The 22289-nt window shown below is 64.0% G+C and carries 17 protein-coding genes; 6 read left to right on the top strand and 11 right to left on the bottom strand.

What is annotated here, in order from left to right; all coding sequences use genetic code 11:
• Positions 1 to 35 precede the first annotated feature (35 nt).
• Complete coding sequence (locus I6L45_RS11895; protein ID WP_216982176.1) at positions 36 to 2525, top strand: penicillin-binding protein 1A; 2490 nt, start codon at positions 36 to 38, stop codon at positions 2523 to 2525.
• Positions 2526 to 2589: 64 nt separating this feature from the next.
• Here the strand turns inward: I6L45_RS11895 and oxyR are convergent, their stop codons facing one another.
• The 3 genes from oxyR to I6L45_RS11880 all read right to left on the bottom strand — a co-directional run bounded on the left by oxyR (position 2590) and on the right by I6L45_RS11880 (position 5203).
• A complete protein-coding gene (gene oxyR / locus I6L45_RS11890; RefSeq protein ID WP_216982175.1) occupies positions 2590 to 3486 on the bottom strand; it encodes a DNA-binding transcriptional regulator OxyR in 897 nt (298 codons plus the stop codon).
• Between the two features lie 144 nt (positions 3487 to 3630).
• Positions 3631 to 4266 carry a DsbA family protein gene (locus I6L45_RS11885; protein WP_216982174.1) on the bottom strand — a complete coding sequence of 212 codons (636 nt, stop codon included), beginning with the start codon at positions 4264 to 4266 and terminating at the stop codon, positions 3631 to 3633.
• Positions 4267 to 4345: 79 nt separating this feature from the next.
• Positions 4346 to 5203, bottom strand: coding sequence for a Vmh family MBL fold metallo-hydrolase (locus tag I6L45_RS11880; protein ID WP_216982173.1), 858 nt, complete (start codon positions 5201 to 5203; stop codon positions 4346 to 4348).
• A gap of 121 nt (positions 5204 to 5324) precedes the next feature.
• Here I6L45_RS11880 and I6L45_RS11875 point away from each other — a divergent pair, with 121 nt between their 5' ends.
• Positions 5325 to 6227 carry a LysR family transcriptional regulator gene (locus I6L45_RS11875; protein ID WP_216982172.1) on the top strand — a complete coding sequence of 301 codons (903 nt, stop codon included), beginning with the start codon at positions 5325 to 5327 and terminating at the stop codon, positions 6225 to 6227.
• Positions 6228 to 6276: 49 nt separating this feature from the next.
• On the opposite strand, the gene I6L45_RS11870 is transcribed toward I6L45_RS11875, so the two are convergent.
• Genes I6L45_RS11870 through I6L45_RS11845 form a run of 6 tightly spaced genes read right to left on the bottom strand, consistent with a single transcriptional unit; the run spans position 6277 to position 12747 of the window.
• Complete coding sequence (locus I6L45_RS11870) at positions 6277 to 7056, bottom strand: BPSS1780 family membrane protein (RefSeq protein WP_134695410.1); 780 nt, start codon at positions 7054 to 7056, stop codon at positions 6277 to 6279.
• A 40-nt stretch (positions 7057 to 7096) separates the two neighbouring features.
• Complete coding sequence (locus I6L45_RS11865; protein ID WP_216982171.1) at positions 7097 to 8128, bottom strand: fimbrial protein; 1032 nt, start codon at positions 8126 to 8128, stop codon at positions 7097 to 7099.
• Positions 8121 to 8846 (bottom strand): molecular chaperone, encoded by a 726-nt coding sequence (locus I6L45_RS11860; RefSeq protein ID WP_216982170.1) that lies wholly within the window; start codon positions 8844 to 8846, stop codon positions 8121 to 8123. Before I6L45_RS11860 ends, I6L45_RS11865 begins: the two co-directional genes overlap by 8 nt.
• Positions 8843 to 11389, bottom strand: coding sequence for a fimbria/pilus outer membrane usher protein (locus I6L45_RS11855; protein ID WP_216982169.1), 2547 nt, complete (start codon positions 11387 to 11389; stop codon positions 8843 to 8845). The genes I6L45_RS11860 and I6L45_RS11855 overlap by 4 nt, the downstream gene beginning before the upstream one ends.
• 59 nt (positions 11390 to 11448) lie before the next feature.
• Complete coding sequence (locus tag I6L45_RS11850) at positions 11449 to 12198, bottom strand: fimbria/pilus periplasmic chaperone (RefSeq protein WP_216982168.1); 750 nt, start codon at positions 12196 to 12198, stop codon at positions 11449 to 11451.
• A 9-nt stretch (positions 12199 to 12207) separates the two neighbouring features.
• Entirely contained in the window at positions 12208 to 12747 is a 540-nt protein-coding gene (locus I6L45_RS11845; protein WP_043762134.1) for a fimbrial protein, read from the bottom strand.
• 248 nt (positions 12748 to 12995) lie between these two features.
• Here I6L45_RS11845 and I6L45_RS11840 point away from each other — a divergent pair, with 248 nt between their 5' ends.
• Positions 12996 to 13823 carry a M23 family metallopeptidase gene (locus I6L45_RS11840; protein WP_216982167.1) on the top strand — a complete coding sequence of 276 codons (828 nt, stop codon included), beginning with the start codon at positions 12996 to 12998 and terminating at the stop codon, positions 13821 to 13823.
• A 162-nt stretch (positions 13824 to 13985) separates the two neighbouring features.
• Here the strand turns inward: I6L45_RS11840 and I6L45_RS11835 are convergent, their stop codons facing one another.
• Positions 13986 to 15323 (bottom strand): MATE family efflux transporter, encoded by a 1338-nt coding sequence (locus tag I6L45_RS11835; RefSeq protein WP_216982166.1) that lies wholly within the window; start codon positions 15321 to 15323, stop codon positions 13986 to 13988.
• Positions 15324 to 15476: 153 nt separating this feature from the next.
• Between I6L45_RS11835 and mscM the strand changes: the two genes are divergently transcribed.
• The 3 genes from mscM (at position 15477) to I6L45_RS11820 (ending at position 21785) form a co-directional block, all read left to right on the top strand.
• Complete coding sequence (mscM, locus tag I6L45_RS11830) at positions 15477 to 18752, top strand: miniconductance mechanosensitive channel MscM (protein ID WP_216982165.1); 3276 nt, start codon at positions 15477 to 15479, stop codon at positions 18750 to 18752.
• Positions 18753 to 19073: 321 nt separating this feature from the next.
• Positions 19074 to 19751, top strand: coding sequence for a glycerophosphodiester phosphodiesterase family protein (locus I6L45_RS11825; protein WP_216982164.1), 678 nt, complete (start codon positions 19074 to 19076; stop codon positions 19749 to 19751).
• Between the two features lie 156 nt (positions 19752 to 19907).
• A complete protein-coding gene (locus I6L45_RS11820; RefSeq protein ID WP_043762143.1) occupies positions 19908 to 21785 on the top strand; it encodes a methyl-accepting chemotaxis protein in 1878 nt (625 codons plus the stop codon).
• 149 nt (positions 21786 to 21934) lie between these two features.
• Here I6L45_RS11820 and I6L45_RS11815 read toward each other — a convergent pair whose 3' ends face one another.
• Positions 21935 to 22279, bottom strand: coding sequence for a hypothetical protein (locus tag I6L45_RS11815; RefSeq protein WP_134695404.1), 345 nt, complete (start codon positions 22277 to 22279; stop codon positions 21935 to 21937).
• Positions 22280 to 22289 lie beyond the last annotated feature (10 nt).

Raw genomic sequence — 22289 nt, 5'->3', positions numbered from 1 at the left:
CGTTGGCTAATTTTAAGACGATTGGTAGTTCTTCCATGCTGAAATGGCTCGTTCGCCTGTTTATTGTCATGATGCTGGGTGCTGTGCTGGGTGTTGCCAGCCTCATCGGCATCTACTTCTACATCAAGCCCCAGTTGCCGGATGTGAGCGCCCTGCGCGATGTCAAACTGGCTACCCCCATGAAGGTCTATAGCCGGGACGGCGAACTGATCTCCCAGTTTGGCGAAATTCGTCGCATCCCCCTGCGGCTGGATGAAATCCCCCAGTCCATGATCGATGCCGTGCTCGCCACCGAGGATGCCCGTTTCTATGAACACCCGGGCATAGACCCCATCGGCATCATCCGTGCCGCCACCGTCTGGGCCGTGTCCGGTCAGGCGCGTCAGGGGGCCAGTACCATCACCCAGCAGGTGGCCCGCAACTTCTTCCTGAGCAACGAGAAGACCCTGGTGCGCAAGATCAAGGAGGTGTTCCTCGCCTGGCGCATCGAGCAGAACCTCTCCAAGGACGAGATCCTCACGCTCTACCTCAACAAGATCCCCCTCGGCTACCGGGCATTCGGGGTCGGCGCCGCCGCCCAGGTCTACTTCGGCAAGGAGGTCAAGGACCTGACCCTGGACGAGATCGCCATCATCGCGGGTCTCCCCAAGGCGCCCTCCATGCTGAACCCCATCCGATCCCCGGAGCGCGCCTTCGCACGCCGCAACGTGGTGCTCGGCCGCATGCTGGAGACCGGCAAGATCACCCAGGCCCAGTTTGACGAAGCCTCCAAGATGCCGGTCAAGGCCCGCTACCACGGGGCGGAAACCACCCTGAACGCCCCCTACCTGAGCGAGATGGTGCGCCAGAAGATGGTGGAGCAATTTGGTGAAGATGCCTACACCATGGGGCTGCACGTCTATACCACCGTCACCGCCAAGCGCCAGCGCGCCGCTCGTCAGGCTCTGCTCGACGGCGTCTTCGACTACGACACCCGCCACGGCTATCGCGGCCCGACCGCCCTGCTGTGGAAGGCCGGCGAAACGGCCTGGGATTACGACCAGATCATGGCCCACCTGGCCAAGCAGCCCGGCTACCAGCCGCTGATGGCCGCCGTGGTCACCAAGCTGGGTGACCGGAGCGCCACCCTGGTGCTGCGCAATGGCAAGCAGGCCGAGCTGGATTGGGACGGCATCAAGTGGGCACGCGCCTTCATCACCGACGATCGCCAGGGCTTCGCCCCGAAATCGGCGCGGGACGTGCTCAAGGTCGGTGCCCAGATCTGGGTGAGGGAGAAAGGGGAAGCACTGATGCTCTCCCAGATCCCCGACGTCAACGCCGCCCTGGTCGCCATGAACCCGCAGGATGGTGCCATCGAGGCCCTGGTCGGCGGTTTCAGCTTCGAGCTCTCCAAGTTCAACCGGGTCGATCAGGCGCGTCGCCAGGTCGGCTCCAACATCAAGCCCTTCCTCTATGCCACCGCGCTGGAGCAGGGGTACACCCTGGCGTCCCTCATCAACGACGCGCCGATCAACCAGTGGGATCCCGCCAAGGGCCCCATGTGGCAGCCCAAGAACTCGCCGGCCATCTATGAGGGGCCGACCACACTACGCCTTGGCCTCGCCAAGTCCAAGAACGTCATGTCGGTCCGCCTGATGCGCGCCATCGGGCTGGACACCTATATCGACGGTCTGACCCGCTTCGGCTTTGCCCGCGACAACATCTCCGCCAACGAATCCCTGGCGCTCGGCGCCGCCGAGTTCACCCCGATGGAAGTGGTGCGCGGCTATTCGGTGCTGGCCAATGGTGGTTTCCAGGTCACCCCCTACTTCATCAGTGCGGTGACAGACAGCTTCGGCACCCCCCTGTTCGAGGCCAATCCGGCCGCCGCCTGCCGCGACTGCGGCGTGCTGGCCGCCGCCGGGCTCGACAGCGCCGATGCCTACGTCAATACCGCTCCTGACTGGCAGGCCCAGTGCCCGATCGATCCCGTCGTGCCCAACAACATGGCGCCGCAGACCATCAGTGCCCAGAGCGCCTTCCTGATCACCGACACCCTGACCACCGCCATCTGGGGTGGCAATGGCTGGCGTGGCACCGGCTGGCGTGCGGCGCGGGATCTCAAGCGCCACGACATCTCGGGCAAGACAGGGACCACCAACGAATCCCGCGACGCCTGGTTCTCCGGCTACACCCCGAACCTGGTGGCCACCTCCTGGATCGGATTTGACAACCACCAGCGTGGCCTGGGTCGGGGCGAGTTCGGTGGCGGCGCCGCCCAGCCCATCTGGATCGACTTCATGAAGACGGCCCTGCACCAGGTGCCCGAGCGCAAGATGCCGGTGCCCGAGGGGATCATGCAGGTACGCATCGATCGCGAGACCGGTCTGCTGACCAATCGCACCGATGGCAGCACCACAGAGGAGTTCTTCAAGGAAGGCACAGAGCCGACCCGTTACGCGAGCCAGCTCTCCGATGGCAACCAGGTGTACGGCGGCGACGGCCTGGCCACCGATGGCCCCGTCTCGACCGACGACATCTTCTAACACAGAAACGAAAAAACCGGCGCCAAGGCGCCGGTTTTCTTTTGTGGTGCCTGGCGGCGTTCGCTCAGCCCAGCAGGCTCTTTATCAGGCTCGAGATCCGGCCCGCCAGCTCGTTGAAGCAGGGGCGGCGCACCGAGTAGTGGCGATAGAGCAGGGAGATGGTGCGCCCCGGCACGGGGTCAACCACGGGGCGGTAGCTCACGCCCCCCTCCTCCGGGTTGGCGGGCACGGCAAGTCTCGGTACCAGCGTCATGCCGCTGCCGGCCGCCACCATGTTGCGCAGCGTCTCCAGACTGGTGCCCTTGAAGCGCTGATCCTCGCCGATGCCGGCGGCAAAGCAGAACCCCATCGCCTGGTCCCGCAGACAGTGGCCATCGGCCAGCATCAGCAGTTTCTTGCCCTTGAGGTTGTGCAGGGGCACAGCCCTGGCGCTGGCCTCGGGATGATGCTGCGGGACCGCGAGCCACATGGGCTCCTGATAGAGGGGAATGGCGCCAAAACCCTCCATTCCCTCCAGCTCGGCGAGCACGAGACAGTCCAGCTCCCCCTCCTCCAGCCGTTTGAGCAGCACCTGGGTCTGCTCCTCGTAGAGGTAGAACTCCAGCTTGGGAAAATGTTCGCGCAGATCCTGAATGATGTGGGGCAGCAGATAGGGGCCCACGGTGGGAATGAAGCCGATGTGGATCTCGCCGGACATGGGCTCGGCGAAGTGCTGGCCTATGCTCTTGAGCTCGCGCACCTCTTTAAGTACCTTGCGGGCCTGGCTGGCCATGGCGTCGCCGGCCGGGGTGAACAACACCTTGCGGGAGGTACGTTCGATGAGGATCACCCCCAGTTCATCTTCCAGCTTGCGCAGCTGGCCGCTCAGGGTCGGCTGGCTGACGAAGCAGCGCTCCGCCGCCTTGCGAAAGTGTTTCTCCTCTTCCAGCGCTACCAGGTACTCGAGATCGCGAAGGTTCATAGGTACTGCATCCTGCCAATCAATGAGGCCGATAGCATGCACAAGAATGGTGAGGGGAACAAGGGAGGCTCGCTGGCTGGCGCGCATTGCGCAGATCATCAGCAATCGGGCCGCCACGGCGAGAGGACAGTGGCGGCCGGGGGATCAACCCGCCATCAGGGAAGCAAGATGATCCACAAAGGCGGTCGGCTCCCCCAGGAAGGTGGAGACGGAGACGGGCAGCAGGCTCCCCCCACGCATCAGCCCCAGGGTCGGGAATCCCTGACCGCCGAGTCGCTGCAACCACGCCTGGCTTGTTGCAAGGTGGCCGGAAAGATCGGCCCGGCCAAAGGCCAGGGCGAATGCCTCCGGTGTCACCCCCTGCTCCAGCGCGAGCGCCGCCAGCCGCGTCGGGGAACCGACCCACTCCCCATCCCGGTAGTGGGTCTCCTGGATGCGGTGCAACAAGGTAAGGCCGTCGCCACCAAGCTCGCTCACGGCCAGAACGGCGCGAATGGGCGGCTCGGAGTCGAGGAGCCGCGATTCATCGAGCAGAAGCTCGTCGAAGTAGGCCTTCCCGAAGGGCTGGCCAGTCAGTGCGTGGATGCGCTCGTCATGGGGACGGACATAGTCCCGCAGCGCCTGGCCCATCTGCTGACGCCGTGCCCCCAGCCAGAGACCGCCCGCATGCAGGACGACTCGCAGATCCGGTATTCCAGCCGCGGCCTGCAGCAGGGGGGCGGCGCCGTAGCACCAGCCACACAGGGGGTCATACACGTAATGCAGGGTGGTGTCGTTCATCGGTTTGCTCCGGGCAGATTGCATGAAAAAAACCGGGCAGCCTCTGCCCGGAAAAACACAGGGAAAGGGGCTTGGCCCATCACCATTTCATCTCGCCCGTGTTGACCTTGGCACCGATGTCCAGGCCGTCGTCCACCGGCAGGGAGGGGTAGGCTTGCTTCAGCGCATCGATCAGCGGCCCGGACCCCTTGGTGCTCGCCAGCGCCTGCTCAAAGCGCAGGACATAGTCACGGGTGAAGGTCACAGCCTGGGTCCCCTTGGGGGCCTCTCCCAGGAAATGGCCGGGAATGACCCGCTTTGGCTTGAGGGCCAGCATGCGATCCAGGGCGTTCACCCACTCGGTTCGCGCCGCCTTGCTCTGGCTGTCCGCCATCCAGACATGCACGCCGCTGTAAACCGGCACGCCGCCAAACGCCGTCTTGATGGCCGGCGCCCAGAGGTAGGCATTGGGCGTGTTCATCTCCTTGATCTCGATCCGCTCCCCCTCCAGGGTGAGGTGGCTGGCGGTCATCACCTGCGGCACTATCAGGGTCTTGGGTGCCTGTTTACCCAGGATGGGGCCCCAGTACGCCAGCTTGGCATCCTTGGTCTGCTTGATGTGATCCACCACGTGCTGGCTGGCCAGTACCTTCACGTCCGGGAAGGCAGCCTTGATGGGCTCCAGCCCGAAGTAGAAATCCGGATCCCCGCCGCTGATGTAGACGGTGGTCAGCTTCTTGCCGCTCTGCTTGATCAGCTCCACCAGCGCCTGGCCGTCGTTGACCCCGAACTGGGCGTCGATGAGGATGGCCTCCTTCTCGCCGCTCACCAGCTCGGAGGAGACCGGGAAGATGGCCTTGTCGCCGGGGTTGTAGAGGGTCACGGTCAGGGGCGCCGCTAGGGCGGTGCCCGCGATCAGGGTGGTGGCCAGGGTCAGGGTGCGCAGTGCTGTGTGCATGGTATCTGTCTCGTCAGGTCGTGTGTTCATGGAATGGACACAGTTTATTGCAAGATTTTTAGCGCAAATACCGCATAATAAGCGCATCACTGTTGCACAAATCGAGCATATAGAGGCATGCATGGATAGGTTGGCCGCATTGCGGGTCTTCGTCTGCGTGGTCGAGCAGGGCAGCCTGAGCGGGGCAGGCGAAAAGCTGGAGATGTCTCGCGCCATGGTCTCGCGCTACCTGGCCGAGCTGGAGCGCTGGATGGGAGCCCGCCTGCTGCACCGCACCACCCGCAGGCTGAGCCTGACCGGCCCGGGGGAAGAGGCGCTTAACCGTGCCAGGGCCATGCTGGCACTGGGGGATGAGATGGAACAGCTGGCCGTGCGCGGCGACGACGCCCCCAAGGGACAGCTGCGCGTCACCAGCAGCTACTCCCTCTCCGACGCCCTGCTGGTCAAGGCGGCGAACGACTATCTGGGCCACTACCCCGGCACGGCGATCGACATCCTTCTGCTGGACAGGACGGTCAACCTGGTGGAGGAGCGGATCGATCTCGCCCTGCGCATCACCAACGACCTGGATCCCAACCTGGTGGCACGCCGTCTCGGCACTTGCCACTCCGTGGTCTGTGCCAGCCCAGCCTACCTGGCCCGCCATGCACCGCCTCAGCGGGTGCAGGATCTGGCGCTGCACAACTGCCTGACCTACACCTACTTCGGCAAGAGCCTGTGGGAGTTTCAGGGGCCACATGGCCCCGAGTCCGTGCCGGTGAGCGGCAACCTCAGCGCCAACATCTCCAATCTGCTGCTCTCGGCCACCTTGGACGGGGCGGGGATCAGCCTGCAGCCCCGCTACTCGGTACAATCCCATCTGGAGAGCGGCGCCCTGGTGCCCCTGTTGAGTCAGTGGCAACCCAAGCGACTCGGCGTCTACGCCGTCTACGGTACCCGCAAGCAGATGTCCCCCCTGCTGCGCAGCTTCCTCGATTTTCTCGTCGCCCGGATGGCGAACGACCCTCTGTGGCAGGAGCAGTGAGTGCCCATGAAAAAGGGGCCTCACGGCCCCTTGCTCTTTGGATGATGAATCAGGCTTCGAAGCCAAACTCCCTGGGCGGCTCGCCCTCGGCACTCCCCTGCTCCTCCAGATAGATGTCGCGATAGGCGGCATAGATGGAGTAGTTGATGGCGGGCAGTACCACCAGCAGGCCCACCAGCATCAGGAGCGCCCCGAAGAAGATCAGCACGGCCCCGAGCAGCCCCCACCAGAGGAAGGGCCACATGTTGCACAGGCACCCCTTGAAGCTGAGCCTGGCCGCCTGCAAGACGCCGACCCCATGGAAGAAGATCAGGGCGGGGGCGAAGGTGATGGCCATCAGCACGGGCACCAGCAGGGCCAGCCCCAGCAGCATACAGAGCAGGAAGCCCTGTGCCTGGCCGGGGGTCAGACTCAGGGTTTCCGGATCCTGGGACAGCAGGCCGGTCAGCCCCCAGAGATGCAACAGGAAGGCGCAGATCATCAGGATCCCCATGAACAGGGCGAGCACCAGCAGGCCACCCAGCATCAGCGGGGTCAGCCGCTGACGGAAACCGGCGAAGAAATCGGCAAACTGCAGTGCGCCCCCCTGGTACCCCCGATGCGCCACCGCCACCCAACCCGCGCCCCACACCATATAGAGCAACTGGGAGATGAAGCCCCCTGCCGGCAGTTGGTCCAGCAGCATGCCCACCAGAAACCAGACCACTATCATGGCCACACTGGCCCCCATCCCCTTGTTGAAGATGTCGAATCCCGTGCGGACCCAGATCCAGCCCTGTCCGATGGAGTGGCGCTTGGGTTCGCGGCGCAGGACGCTGTCGCTTTGCATCATTGACCTCGTAGAAAAATAGGAGCGGGGAAACCTCGCATCAGGGCACGCTCACCGTGACCATGATGGTTCCCGTATAGGCACCGGTACGCACCACCTGTCCCGGCAACCGGGTCGGATAGAGCCTCACCCTGTAACTGGTGTCATGGGTAGCCGCCGAGTAGGGTACCGCGATGGCGGTATCGAATGGAATAGGGGTCAGGGTATCCTGCGCCACCATGCCCACCCCCACACCGGCCAGGCTGGTGGTGACGAAACGGTTCTGGCTGCTGAGCGCCCCCCCGAAGCTGTAGCTCAGCGGCACTACGTAGTCGCTCGGGATCTGGCTGCAGGTCACACTCACGTCGACGCTGCGTGGCGCATAGCCCCTGGGAATGTCCCCTTCGACGAAGGCGCTCTGGGCCACGGCGCCGAGATCGATGGGGATGCTGGTCCCGGCGGGAAACTGGCAGGTCGGCGTCGAGGTGACGCTGATGTTCATCGCCAGGGTGCTGAACGCATTGAACGGGCTGGTATCCGGGACACTCGCGCGGCGCACGAAGAGATAGGCGACGGTCCCGCTGAAGGTCTGGGTGCCCGTCACCCCCTTGAGCAGCTTCAGGGTGACCCGTCCCCCGTTCACGCTGATCCCCCCCAGCAGGGAGACGTTCAGCAGGCCGCCGACACAGGCGCTGAGCAGCCCTGTGGTGGTCGTGCTGAAGGGAACCGTCTGGTATCCCCCTCCCGCGTTGAACTCCACCTTGAGTCCGAAATAGGGGGTGAGCTTGATGAGGGTGCCGATGGGGTCGGTCACGGTCGGCAGGCTGGTGGAGCCCTGATAATAGGCGGTCACCAGCAGGCCGACCGAGATCCCGGTGCAGTCGCAGGTGGCCGTGTCCGTGGTCGAGAAGGTCGCACTGCGGGTGTCGCCGGGCTGGTAGAAACCGCTGTTGACGCTGATTGGCAGAGTCGCCACGAAGGGGCTGGTGCATTGGCCGTTGACGGCCCGCCCCTCCCTGGGCCAGATCCCCGCCAGTAGCAGAAGCCCCGCCAGCAGGCACCAGAGGCCACGACGGCCGGTCAGTTCACTCATGTCGCTCTCCTTCCCCTTGGCCCGGCACAAAGGCCTGCTCGTGGTAGATGCCGTCGTCGTCTATCCAGCGCAGCCTCCCAGTGGCGCCCGTTGGCACCGTCCCTGCCATGGGCACGGACAGGGCGCCATAGGGTGGCAACACACCTCCCTCCTGCCAGGCGAGTCGCCCTTTGCCCACCGTCAGCAGCACTTCGCTCAGGCTGATGTGGAAGGGGCCCGGGTTCGTCACTCGAAGCCCCCCGGGGCGGACCTGCCAACCCAGCCCGGAGACGGTCTGGGCCACCGAGCCCGTCAGCCCGGGCGGCCGGTAGAACAGCTTGATGCGGGTGCGGTACGCCAGCTGCACGCTCCCCTGGGAGGCCTGTTGCTGCGGGGGCAGGCCCAGCACGTTGAGCCAGAACAGGGACTCCCTGTCCCGGGGCAACCGGCCCAGATCCGCGCCGAGGATCCGCAGCGTCTGCCCCCGCCCGGGCCCCAGCCGCATCACTGGCGGCACCACCAGGAAGGGGGTCGCGACCTCCGTCGGCCCCTGGTGCTCGTTCCCCGCATCGACCCAGGCCTGCAGCAGGCTAGGTGCGGTGCCGTCGTTGCGTACCAGCAGGCTGGACTCACCCCCTTCATGGACGATCCGGGTGCGCATCAGGTTGAGGGCCCCCTCCCCGTCCGTCACCCACAACAGGGCCGCCAGCCCAATCCCCAGACACCCGAACCACCTCATGAGCCCCCCTCCACACCAATACAGCGGGCCGCCACCTGTTGATAGGGCAGCTCGGGATCCGGCCGGGGAGCTTGGTAATCCAGTCGACACCGCTCGCCTCGCTCCGCCCCCCACTGGACGTAGAGCGTCCCCTGCTCGCCACGCACGAAGATGAGCCCCCCCTGGCCGACCACGGCCACCGAGCCACCGCTGCCGTCGACCACCTCGGCCCCGAACGGAGGCGTGCTGCCATCCTGCCGTTCGGCCTTGATCAGCAGAGGCTGGCCGACGTGAGTCTCGTAGGCCAGCTTGACGATGGCTCCTCGTCGGGGGGCCACCATGCGGGCACTGCCGTCGATCTCCACATCCAGCGGCAAGCCGCTCGGATCCAGCCCGATGATGTTGGTGCGATAAGGATTGAGCCCGGCCAGCACCGCATACCCATCGCCATCCACCTCGCTGCCGATGCCGTGACTCACCCTGGCCCCCTGGGCTCCCTTTGCCTCCACCAGCGCCATGGTCTCCCCCTGCGTCTGCCCCAGCACCCAGCCCTCACCATGGACCAGCAGGGTGCCCTTGGCCGACGCCACATACTGGGCGTAGCCCTCCCCCTGACTGGTGCTGAGCCCCAGCTGGGTGGACGCCGTCTGGTACTGCAGGTTGGCACCATAGCCCCGGGGACTGCCCTCCCTGGTGCCGTGACTGCCATAAAGGCCGTAATAGAAGCGCCCATCCTGGGTACCGCCGTTGAGATCCAGCCTGGCGCTGGCACCCTGCCCCTCCTGGTAGGAGAGGGTGCTGCCGAGGCGCGGCGCCCCCAGTTTGTCGCCGATGGGGATGCTGAGGCTCAGCACATATTGATCGCCGACCCCCTCCTCCAGCGAGTGGCTGGCCGACAGGGTCACACTGCCCCAGTCAAATCCCCGGTTGTAGCCGAGCTGGAAGCTGCTGCTCTCCCCCTGGCCGCCCCAGTAGTCGCGGCGGATGCCGTTGAAATAGAGATCCCCCCACTCCCCCACCGGCTGATTAACATTGAGCTGGAAGCGATTGCGCTCACGCTGCAGACGGTCCAGCGCCTGGGCCTGCATCGCCGCCACGTCATCGAGATCCAGATAGCCTTCGCTGGAGAAGCGATAGGCGGCCAGGGTGAAGTAGGTCCGGGTCATCTCCATCTGCTTGCTGTAGGTGAGGCGGTAGCTCTGGCCGGAAAGGGAGGGCGGCAAGTCGGTGCTGGCCGGCAAGGCCCGCGCCCAGGAGCCGGTGACATCGAGGGCCAGGGCGCCATAGTCCGACCCGACGGCGGCGCCCCCCAGTAACGCGGTGTAATCCTCGGCGGCAATGGCCCCGCCATAGAGGGTCAGGGCATCCGACAGGCCGCGCCTGTAGGTGCCTTGCGCAAAGTCCGGGCCATCGGGACCCACTTCATTGCGATAACGCCCCAAAGTCAGGCTGAAACGGGAAGTGTCGTCGCGCAGCATCTGCACCACGGAGGAGAACGGCAGGGTGAAGCGCTGCTCGCTGCCATCCGCCTCCGTGATGGTCACATCCAGATCGCCGGCAAAGCTGGTGGCATAGAGATCGTCGATGGCAAAGGCGCCGGGCGCAACCTGGGTCTCGTAGATGAGGGCGCTGCCCTGGCGAATGGTGACCCTGGCATTGCTCTGGGCCACCCCGCGCACCACGGGGGCAAACCCCCGCTCGAAGTCGGGCAGCATGGCGTCGTCGCTGGCGATCTGCACGCCGGTAAAGGGCACGCTGTCGAAGCTGTCCCCCGGGGTGAAATACTCCCCCAGCGTCAGCTGGGCAGTCTGTGAGGTGATGTCCCGCTGCGCATAACTGTTGAGGGCCTGATAGCCGCTATGGCTGCCTCCCTGATAGGAGCCGTTGTGGCGCAGGCGCCAGGCACCGAGATTGAGGCCGGTGTTGAGGTTGACGCTGCCACTCAACGGATCGCTGCCCTTATCCTGCTCGCTGTAGTAGAGGTTGGCGTTATAGCTGACGAAGGCGGCATTGATCCCCTGCACCCACTGCTCTGGCCCCACATAGTCGCGCCTGATCTGGCCGAGGTAAGCCTGGGGCAGGCTGAGGGCGCCGCTCAGGCTGGCGAGATCGAACGTGAAGCTGGCTCCCGGCACCAGTTCTCCCACCTCGATGCAATCGAGGCTCAGCTGCCGCTTCACCTCGGCCTGATCGGGCAGCTTGTCCAGAAGCAGCCCCCACTGTTGCATCTGGCCCGGCTGGAAACAGAACCTGGGGGTTCCCGGGTCTTCCCCCGCTCTCACCTCCACCTGCTGGCTCAGTCTCTCCTTGCCATTGATGGTGATATCGAGCTGATAGTGCCCGGGGGGAATGAAATCGGCACGGGAGAAACGGGCCAGATCGATGTCGACCCCCAGGCTGTCGAGCAGCCGGCTGTCGAACTGTACCTCGGCAGACTCGTCGCCAGTCAGCTCCGCATTTTCGGCGATTGCCGACCCTCCCCAGAGCAGGAGAGCGAGGCTCCAACTACCTTGCCAAACAGCAGGGCCAGGGAAAGGGCAATGGAGGGAGGGGGGGATGGCCATGACCTGACGCCCTTCGGCAATGACGCCAGCACCGGGCGAGCCACCGGCCTGTTCGAGGATCAGCGGAAAACGAATTGCCCCACCTCACGAGCGCCGTAGTCGTTGAGCCAGTAGAAGGTCAGCTCCCTGGCCTGGGCATTTCCCGACAACTGAGCGACGGGAAAATCAAAGAAACCGCCTGGCGCCACCATGCCACCGCTCAGGTTGTGGTAGCGCTTCGACTGGGTCGTCTGCAGATCCAGGTTGCTGATGCTGACATGATAGAGGCTCGGGTTGCTGGCTCGCAGCGCATAACCGGCGCCCTGGCGGATCAGGCGCCAGCTGAGCTGGTGGGCGGAGCGTTCGACATTGCCGGGCAACCCGGTCGGCCGATAGAACATCTTGATGCGGGAGCGAAAGGCGAGCTGGACCATGTTCTGCCCCGGCTGGACAGCTTTGACACTCGGCGGCACCTCCAGCACGTTGAGCCAGAACACGGATTCCCGATCCTGAGGCAGCCCCTGCCCCACATAAGCCAGGCGCAGGGACTGGCCGCGCTGGGGTTCGATGCGGGTGATGGGAGGGGTGATCAGGAAAGGAAGGGCCTCCGCACCGGGACGGATACGGCGATCACCGGCATCCAGCCACACCTGCACCAGAGAGGGGGTGTTCCCCTTGTTGGTCAGCTCCAGCGTAACCTCTCGCGCATTGGCAGGGTAGATGACCCGGGTGCCCGAGATCTGGACATGACCCCAGGCCAGCCAGGGCAGGAACCAGAGCCCGCACCAGAGGAGGCCCCCTAAGCGTCGCTGAAGCACCAGAAGGTTCATCAGGCGAACTCAGTGGTAGTCCAGGGAATAGATGAGATCTGCAGAGACCAGGCCGGCTCCCACGGCACCGGTGGCGATGTACTGGGCGCTGTAGTAGAGGGTCGCCCCACCGGTGGCGCTGAAGTCGACCAGCACATCATTGCCGGTGTTGGTGCGCAGATCGATGGGGGTGCTGTTGGCCGAGAGGATCTGCACCTCCACGTTCTGCGCCGGGTTCTTGCCGCCCGAGGCGACGGCCTTGTTGCTGAGGTTGCCCGTTGTCTGCTCCACCCCGATGTTCTCGAAGTAGGCGCGCACCGACCCCGTGGTCGGGCAGCTGGTGAGGGCGAGATTGAAGCCGGTCGCCCCCGCCGTCTGGCCTATGCTGCCCAGGGCATTGGTGCTGACGGTGGGCAGGGTCACTGTGGCCGATGCTGTGCCCCCGTTGACCGCGATGGCACAAGTCCCCGCAGTCACTTCCCCATTGATGGTGATGACCCCGTTGAAAGCGGCAACGGGGGCCGCCATCCCCATGGTGAGTCCGAATAACAAGAGAGCCTTCGTCTTCATCACAACCTCCACTGTCTCTGGATGTCACTGACGACTGCCGCCCCTCCTGCCAGTGTCTATTTGCTTGCCGCTATGGGTGTCATCCAAACACCTCACTAGTGACACATTAGTAAATAGCACAGAGTATTCAATCCTGCTCTGCTCGGGGCAGTCCCTGACGTTGCCAGGCGCCGGGTGACGGACAGCCCCGGCAAAATGTGGCATCATTTTCCCCCTCACATCTCACCGTCCTACTCGATGGAGTTGCCATGCGCCCCCTGCTCTTCCTTCTCCTGCTGCTCGGCAGCAGTGCCCTTCATGCCGAATCGGGCTTTATCAGCCGCCTGCTCAACCACCCGGTGCCGGGGGGCGTAGCCGTGGTGCCGCTAGGAGACGGGCCCAAGGCACCCGCCGCTCGCTACCAGGACAAGCCCGTCCTGGTGGTGCAGGAAGAGGGCAAACGCTGGATCGCCATCGTCGGCATTCCCCTGAAGAGCAAGCCGGGCTCCCACCAGCTGACCACGAGCGATGGCCGCACCCTCGCCTTCACGGTCGGCAACAAGCACTACCGGGAGCAGCACATCAAGCTCAAGAACGGTCGCCAGGTCAATCCGCTGGCCGAGGACATGGCCCGCATCAACCGTGAACTGGCGGAGCAGACCCGGGCCTACCAGACCTTCAGCCCGGCCCAGCCCAGCAACCTGTTGTTCGACAAACCGGTCGAGGGCCCCCTTTCCAGCCCGTTCGGGCTGCGCCGCTTCTTCAACGGCGAGGAGCGCAACCCCCACTCCGGCCTCGACTTCGCGGTCGGTGCCGGCACGCCCATCAAGGCTCCGGCGGCGGGCAAGGTGATCCTGATCGGCAACTACTTCTTCAACGGCAATACGGTCTTCGTCGACCACGGCCAGGGGCTCATCAGCATGTTCTGCCACATGTCGAAAGTCGATGTGAAGCTGGGCCAGAGCCTGCCCCGGGGCGGCATCGTCGGCCGGGTCGGCGCCACCGGCCGAGCCACCGGCCCCCATATGCACTGGAACGTGAGCCTCAACGACGCCCGCGTCGATCCCGCCATCTTTATCGGCGCCTTCAAACCCTGAGTCAGTCAAGGGTGGCCCTGAGCCGGGCCAGATGAAATGAAAAAGGCAGCCAAGGCTGCCTTTTTCGTCGAAGAACGGGCCTGGATCCGGCGGCCGCATCATGGCGCCGCACTATCCGATGCATTATCCAACCGCACTATGTCGCCGCACTATGTCGCCGCACTATGTCACCACTCTATGCAGCCGCGCCTCCCGGCCCATGGCCCGCCACATCACCAGTACCAGCAGGGTGCTGCAGGCGGGCAGCGCCAGCCAGACGCCGGGCACGCCCCACAGGGAGGAGAAGCCCCACAGAAATCCCCCGATCAGCACCAGCTTGCCGCCGGTCAGCAGGGAGGCGATGCGGGCCCGGTTGATGGCCTGGAAGTAGGTGGCCCCCACCAGCAGCAGCCCCTCCATGGGCAGCCCCCAGAAGTAGAGCCAGATGCCCAGGGTCGCCACCGGCAGCAGGGCCGCGTTGTCGCCGGCAAACAGATAGACCACCCCCTCCGGCCAGAGATAGAGCGGCACCATGCCGCACAGCGCCACCGCCAGGGTGACCCCCAGCGCCAGGTTGCGCACACGCAGCACCCGCGCCCAGTTGCCCGCCCCGGCGTTGAAGCTGGCAATGGGCTGGATGCCCATGGCGATCCCCTCGAAGATGAGATAGAAGAAGGCCTCGCTGTAGCTGATGACGCCGTAGGCGGCCACGTGCAACGAAGTGCCGACCGAGAGCAGCGCCTTGTTGTGCAGCGCCAGCACCACAGACAGGTAGAGGTACATCAGGAAGCTCGACACCCCGAGTCGCAGGGTCTCCCCCATCAGGCGCCAGTCCGGCATCAGGGTGTCCAGGCGAATGCGCAGCTGGCTGCGCGGGGTGAAGAAGTGCCACAGGCACAGCCCTCCGGTCACCGCCTGGGAGAGCATGGTGGCGATGGCCGCCCCTGCCAACCCCCAGGGGATCACCGCCATCAGCAGGTAGTCGAGCAGCACGTTGAGCACGCCGCCCCCCACCAGGATCCAGGTGGTGAGGCCGGGTCGCCCGTCGTTGCGCAGCAATGCGGTAAACGCCATGGAGAGCACCGCGAAGACCCCGAGCCAGGCGTACCACTGCAGATAGGCGAGGCCGGCGTCGAAGATGACCCCCTCCGCCCCCATCCAGGCCAGCATCTCGTCGCCATAGCGAATACCGACAAAGGCGAGCAGTGCCGAGGCGATGATCACCATCACCAGCGCATTGCCGACGATGTGGCGCGCCTTTGCCTGCTCCCCCTTGCCGAGATAGAAAGAGGCCAGCGACGAGGAGCCCATGCCGATCAGCGCCCCCACCGCGTAGAGCACGGCGCAGATGGGGTAGGCCAGCATCATGCCGGCCAGGCCGTCCTGACCCAGGATATGACCGACGAAGATGCCGTCTATGGTGACATAGATGCCGGTGACCAGCATGGCGGCCACCGTCGGGGTCACGTAGCGCAGGAAGAGGCGGGAAAGGGGGGCAGTGCCCAGATCGACAGTGGACATAGGGTGCTCAACGAGGGAAAACGGCCAGAATAATAGCCAAACAAAGCCCGGATCACCCGTTATTTATGTTGTGAATCATTAGGATGGAAGACTTTACCCGCCCCAGCCCCTGCTTTAGGCTAGGGCGACTTCTCATGAACGGAAACGTGCGCCATGTTGCAACGCCTGCTCTGTCTGATGCTCTGTCTCAGCCTGCTCCCCTTCTCCACCGCCCAGGCCGATGATGCCATCACCCAGGTCGAGGAGCTGCTGCAGAGCGTGCCCAAGACGGAGAGCCCGGAAAACCAGCAGCTGCGAGAGAGCTATCAACAGGCGCTGCAATATGCCCGCGACGCCCAGCGCTACCGGGAGCAGGGCAAGGCCTACCAGCAGATCCTCATCGACTACCCCAAGGAGTCCGCCCGCCTCAAGGAGGCGCTGCACAACTACCAGCCCCAGCCCCGCCCATCCCTCTCCTCCCTGAAAGAGGAGGCACTGCGCCAGGCCATCAGCCTGAGCAGCAACCGCCAGATGAATCTGCGCAAGGAGCGCCAGGCGGTGACCGACAGCCTGAACCAGCTGGAGAGCACGGGGCAGGAGTATCACCAGAGGGTCGACGAGTTGCGCAAGCAGTTGCTGCAGACCCGCTCCCTGCTCGATCGGCTCAGCTTCAGCAACGAGTCGGACAGGCTGCAGGAGGCCCAGCAGCTGGCGACCCGCCTCAAGGAGCAGAGCCTGTCGGACCGGATCCAGATGCTGGAACTCGAACAGCTCTCCGCCCAGCAGCGCAACGATCTCGGCAAGCTGAAACTGCAGGAGCTCAACCTCGCCATCACCGACGAGGACGAGTGGCAGGCCAGTTTGCTCGCCCAGCAGAACCAGCTGCGCCGTGACAAGACCGAGCTGGCCCTGGCCGAGAGTGAACGCCTGCGCCGCCAGCTCACCTCGGATCTCCCCCTGCTGCAGGAGCAGCAACAGCAAAACCAGGCACTCTCCCTGCAGCTCGGCGCCCTGGAAGATCAGATTGAACGGGTTCAAGACGAGCAGCGCACCATAGACAGCGCCCTCTCCGGGCTCAACGACCTGGTCAACTCGGTGCGCGAGCAACTGGAATGGCTGCAGATCAGCAACGCCTACGGCGAGAACCTGCGCAGCAAGCTCGCCGACCTGCCTGCCTACTTCCCGCTGGAGAGACTGGAGTCCGCCATCGTCAAGGCGCGCATGGCGAAGTACCAGTACGAGACCGAGCAGGACGCCTTGAAGGATCCTGAACAGGTCCGCAACCACCTGCTGAGCGGAGATGGCATCACCCTGGACAGGGCCCAGCGCGCCGTGCTCGACAACCTGCTCAAGGCGAGACGACAACTGCTGACCCGGCTCAACGATGCCTCCGACACCCTGATCCAGGAACAGACCCGTCTCAAGCTGCTCTACAGCCGCCAGAACAGCAAGATCGACGAGATCCGCGAGCTCAGCGCCAGCCACCTCTTCTGGATGCCGGACGTGCGCCCCCTGAGCCCCGCCGTGCTGCTCGGCGTGCCCGCCGCCCTGGCGCTGGTCTTCAATCCGGTCAACTGGCTGCAGATCCCCAAAGCGATCGCCGAGAACAGCCCCCTGACCCTCACCCTGGCCGGGCTCGCCCTGCTGGGGCTGGCCTGGTGCTGGCTGAAACTGGCTCGCCACCTCGTCCACTACAGCCACTACATAGCTCCCAGCATCGGCAAGGTGACCCAGGACAAGTTCAGCCTCACCAGCCGATTGCTGCTGCGCTCCGTGCTTGCCGCACTGCCGCTGCCCGCCATGGTGATCATGGTGCATGGCCTGCTCGACGGCGCCTGGCAATATCCCTTCGCGGTGGCGGTGGCCCGGGGACTGGGGGAAATCTGGTTCCTGCTGCTGGCCCTGCTGGTGGCCCGTCACCTCTCTCTGGAGAAGGGGATCCTGATCCTGCATTTCCGCTGGCAGAAGGAGCGGGTCCAGAAGGTATGGGGCCAGTTCCGCACCCTGCTGCTGGTACTGATCCCGAGCTTCTTCGTCCAGGGCATGGCGAGCAGCTATCAGGAGCACGCCTTCTATGACTCCCTCGGCCGCCTCGCCTTCATCGTCGGCGCCCTCTGGCTGCTGCTCTTCTTCGCCCGCCTCAACCGGGAGAAGCTGCCCCTCACCTGGGGCCAGGCCGACATGAGCAAGCCCCACCTGCTGCACCACTTTATCTGGAACAGCCTGATGCTGGCCCCCCTGCTGGCGGTACTGGGCACCCTGTTTGGCTACTTCTATACCTCCCGCATCCTGCTTCGCCAGCTGGAACTGAGCCTGCTGATGGGGCTGGGCTGCCTGCTCGCCTATTACCTGGCCCACCGCTGGATGCTGATCCAGCGCCGCCGCCTCGCCTTCGATCGCGCCAAGCAGAAGCGGGCCGAGATCCTGGCCCAGCGGGAACGGGACGAGGACGATCTCAGCTCCGAGATCCCCGACGTGGTCGAGGAGCCCGAGCTGGATCTGGACACCATCAGCGCCCAGTCCCTCGGCCTGGTGCGCACTCTGCTGATGCTGGGCTTCACCATGCTGGTGGTGGTGCAATGGTCGGATCTCAACTCGGCGTTCAGCTTCCTCAGCAGCATCGAGGTATGGCAGGTGAGCAGCAAGGTGGCGGGGATCGAGCAGCTATCCGCCATCACCCTGCAGGATCTGATGCTGACCGCCTTTGCCTTCATCCTGACCGTGGTCACCGCCCGAAACCTGCCGGGGCTGATGGAGCTCACCCTGCTCCAGCACCTGAGCCTCTCCCCCGGTACCGGCTTCGCGCTCACCACCGTCAGCAAGTACCTGGTGCTGCTGATCGGCGCCCTCACCGGCTTCTCCATGCTCGGCATCGACTGGTCCAAGACCCAGTGGCTGGTGGCGGCCCTATCGGTGGGGCTGGGCTTCGGGTTGCAGGAGATCTTCGCGAACTTCGTCTCCGGCCTCATCATCCTGTTCGAGAAGCCGATCCGGCTCGGTGACACCGTCACCATCCGTGATCTGACCGGCACCGTCACCAAGATCAAGACCCGGGCCACCACCATAGTGGACTGGGACCGAAAGGAGATCATCGTCCCCAACAAGGCCTTCATCACGGAGCAGTTCATCAACTGGTCCCTGTCCGACGCCATTACCCGGGTCAAGCTGCGCATCCGCATCGGCCTGACCCAGAATCCCAAGCAGGTGCAGCAGTTGCTGGAACAGTGCGTGCAGGAGTCCACTCTGGTGCTGGATACCCCCACCCCGGAGGTGTTCCTGGTCGAGTTCACCGACTCGGCCCTCATCTACGAGATCCGCCTCTACGTGAACAACATGGATCACCGGATGCCCATCACCCACGAGGTGCACTCGTTGATCCTGGAGAAACTCCACCAGATAGGCATGCACCTGCCTCACCAGCAGATCGATATCCGGATGAGCCGGGGTTGAGCATGACACGCAGGGATCACCGGATGTCCCTGTGCACCCACGAAGTGCACTCGCTGATCCTGGAGAAACGCCACCAGATAGGCATGCACCTGCCTCACCAGCAGATCGATATCCGGATGAGCCGGGGTTGAGCATGACACGCAGGGATCACCGGATGTCCCCGTGCACCCACGAAGTGCACTCGCTGATCCTGGAGAAACGCCACCAGATAGGCATGCACCTGCCTCACCAGCAGATCGATATCCGGATGAGCCGGGGTTGAGCTAGCCTCGTAGGGTGCAACAAGCGCAGCGCCGTGCACCGACAACAACAGGAGCAAGCATGCAGATCATTGCCCATCGCGGTGCCAGCGGCCTGGCACCGGAGAACACCCTCAAGGCGATGGCCGTCGCGCTGGAGCTTGGCGTCGGCGCCATCGAGCTCGACGTACAGTGGGCAGACGGCGAGCTCTGGGTCTTCCACGACCGCCGGCTGGAGCGCTGCACCGACGGGCACGGGGTTCTGACCGGGCAGTCCCGGGACTACCTGGCGAGCCTGGATGCGGGCCAGGGGGAGCGGATCCCGACCCTGTGGCAGGTGATGGCGCTGGTGGCGGGGCGCTGCGAACTGCATATCGAGCTCAAGGGGGCTGGCACCGCCGAGCCGGTGGCCGCCCTGACCCGTCGGGCCGAGGCCGAACTTGGCTTCACCCCGGCGCACTGGGTCATCTCCTCTTTCCACCATCCCGAGCTGGCGCACTTTGCCAGCCTGAGGCCCGATCTGCGCCTCGGCGCCCTGACCGCCAGCCTGCCGCTGCACGGGGCCCGCTTCGCCGAAGAGCTGGGGGCCTGGTCCCTCAACTGCGACGTGGATTTTGTCGACCAGACCCTGGTGGCGGATGCCCATCGCCGGGGGCTCAAGATCCTGGTCTACACGGTCGACGAAGTGAGTGATGAGAGAGCCCTCGCCAGCATGGGTGTCGATGGCATCTTTACCAACCGGCCAGATCGATTCAGCTGAGTATCGGCGCGGCCTGGCGGGCCGTCGGGAGGTGAAAAAAGTCGAAAAATTGCTGTGCACCGGGATACATAAAGTCCACAGCCAGCCGATACAGAGTTGGCTCATAACAATAACAAACACCATGGATCTCAGACTGACGCTCACAAGGATGTAAACATGAACCTATCCATCAAGAACAAGCTGGTCCTCGCCATCGGGGCCATCATTCTGGTCATTACCGGCCTGCAGGTCTGGTACAACACCTCCCAGTTGCGCAGCGAGACACAGCGACTGATCTGGAGCTTCATCGACGACAGCTCGATCGCCAACGTCAAGGGGATCTCCCGCTGGCTCGACGCCCGCATCAATCTCGTCACCGCCACCAAGGAAGCCTTCGCCAAGGAAGACGAGCCCCTCAGCCACCTGGCCCAGTCCATGAATGCGGGAAACTTCGATCTCGTCTACGTGGGCACCAAGGATGGCCGGATGATCCAGAGCAAGCCCACCGATCTGCCGGCCGGCTATGACCCGCGCCAGCGCCCCTGGTACAAGGACGCCATGGCCGCCGGCAAGCTCGCCATCACGGCCCCTTACGCCGACATCACCACGGGCCAGCTCATCATCACCATCGCCGAGCCCTTCAGCCGCGGCAACACCGACGGCGTCATCGCCGGTGACGTCTCCATCGACGGTCTGGTGAAAGACGTGCTCGCCATGAACTCGGAAGGCACCTACGCCATCCTGGTGGACAGCAACGGCACCATCATCGCCCACCCGGACAAGGCGCTGACCCTCAAACCCGCCACCGCCATCTCCCCGGAGCTGACAGCGGCCAAGGTCAACGAACTGGCCCATGACAACACCATCTCCGAGATGGAGATCAGCGGCAAGGCGAGCATCTTCGATCTCACCGAGATCCCCAATACCAACTGGTACTTCGGCATCGTCGTTGACGAGGCGGTCGCCTATCAGTCCGTGTCGCGCATGGTGACCTCCGCCCTGCTGCAGGGGCTGCTGACCATCCTCATCGTCGCGGGCTTCTCCTACGTAGCCATCAACCGCTCCCTGGCTCCGCTCAAGACCCTCGGCGACGCCATCGCGGATCTCTCCCGCGGCAACGGCGACCTGACCCGCCGCATCAAGATCGAGCGGGAAGACGAGGTCGGCGCCGTCGCCAAACACGTCAACACCTTCATCGAGCGCATCCACGTGATGGTGCAGGACATCTCCAACTCCTCCAGCCAGCTCAATCAGCAGGCCAGGTCCTCCCACGACATGGCGGAGAAATCCAACCAGGGGCTGGCCCGCCAGCAGAACGAGATCTCCCAGATCGCGACCGCGGTGCACGAGATGTCCGCCACCGCCGTCGAGGTCGCCAGCAATGCCGAGCAGACCGCGGAAGCGGCCCGCAGCTCCTCCAGCAGCTGTGAGCACGGCAAGCAGGTGATCGCACGCAACCAGCGCTCCATCACGGATCTCGCCACCCAGGTCAAGCAGGCCTCCGGCATCATCCAGGAGCTGGAGAAGAACGCCCAGGAGATCAACACCATCCTCTCCACCATCCAGGGCATCGCCGAGCAGACCAACCTGCTGGCGCTCAACGCCGCCATCGAGGCGGCCCGGGCCGGCGAGCAGGGTCGCGGCTTTGCGGTGGTGGCCGACGAGGTACGGGTGCTGTCCCAGCGCACCCACAGCTCCACCGTCGAGATCCGCAGCATGATCGAGACCCTGCAGCGCAATACCCAGGGGGCCGTCAGCACCATGCACGAGGGTCAGCTGCTGGCCCAGAACAGCGTGGAGGATGCGAACGACGCCACTCAGGCCCTGGAACAGATCACCACCTCCATCAACCAGATCTCCGACATGGCGACCCAGATCTCCAGCGCCGCCGAGGAGCAGCGGGCGGTCACCGACGAGGTCAGCCGCAACATCCAGGCGGTCAAGGACGTCTCCGACGAGCTGGCGGTCGATGCGGACAGCTCCCGCAATCTGTCGGCCCAGCTTAAAAATATCTCAGGCGAACTGAACAATCAGGTGGGCATGTTCCGCATCTGAGACCACCCTATTCAGGGGGCCGTACAGGCCCCTTTTTTTTCGTAAAATCCCTTTTGTTTCAGTAGTTATTACCCGGGAGCCTCACGGGCCATTTTTGTGACGCGCCTCCCCATTCAGCTCGCATCCAGCCCGCCCTTGGCGCATGCAGTCTATATTCGCATTACTTTTTTGAAGTCTATTTTCGGTGGGAAACGCTGAGAATAATTCTTACTAAATAATTTTGATAAAAAACTTAAAAACTTTAAGGGTAATACCCAAAAAGAGAGGCATTTCTCATTTTCCTGAAAGAAAACTACATATAATCTGGGGGTTAAAACAACCGGACTCATGGTTGCGGCTGATCCTGATGACTGACGGATGGCGATAAATACGGCGTTTTCATCCATGGAATGGGGTGGTTGTACTAAAAACCACCATTGCCACGCACTAAAACAGAGCAGTTTGACTTGCATCAAGCCTGAATTTTTTTCATAGAGCAAAATCGTGCCCAGCAAATCTATCCCT

Source organism: Aeromonas sp. FDAARGOS 1415 (assembly GCF_019048365.1).
Lineage (GTDB): Bacteria > Pseudomonadota > Gammaproteobacteria > Enterobacterales > Aeromonadaceae > Aeromonas > Aeromonas taiwanensis.
The sequence above is the reverse complement of the archived record's forward strand: the minus strand, read 5'-3'. Positions and strand labels throughout refer to the sequence as shown.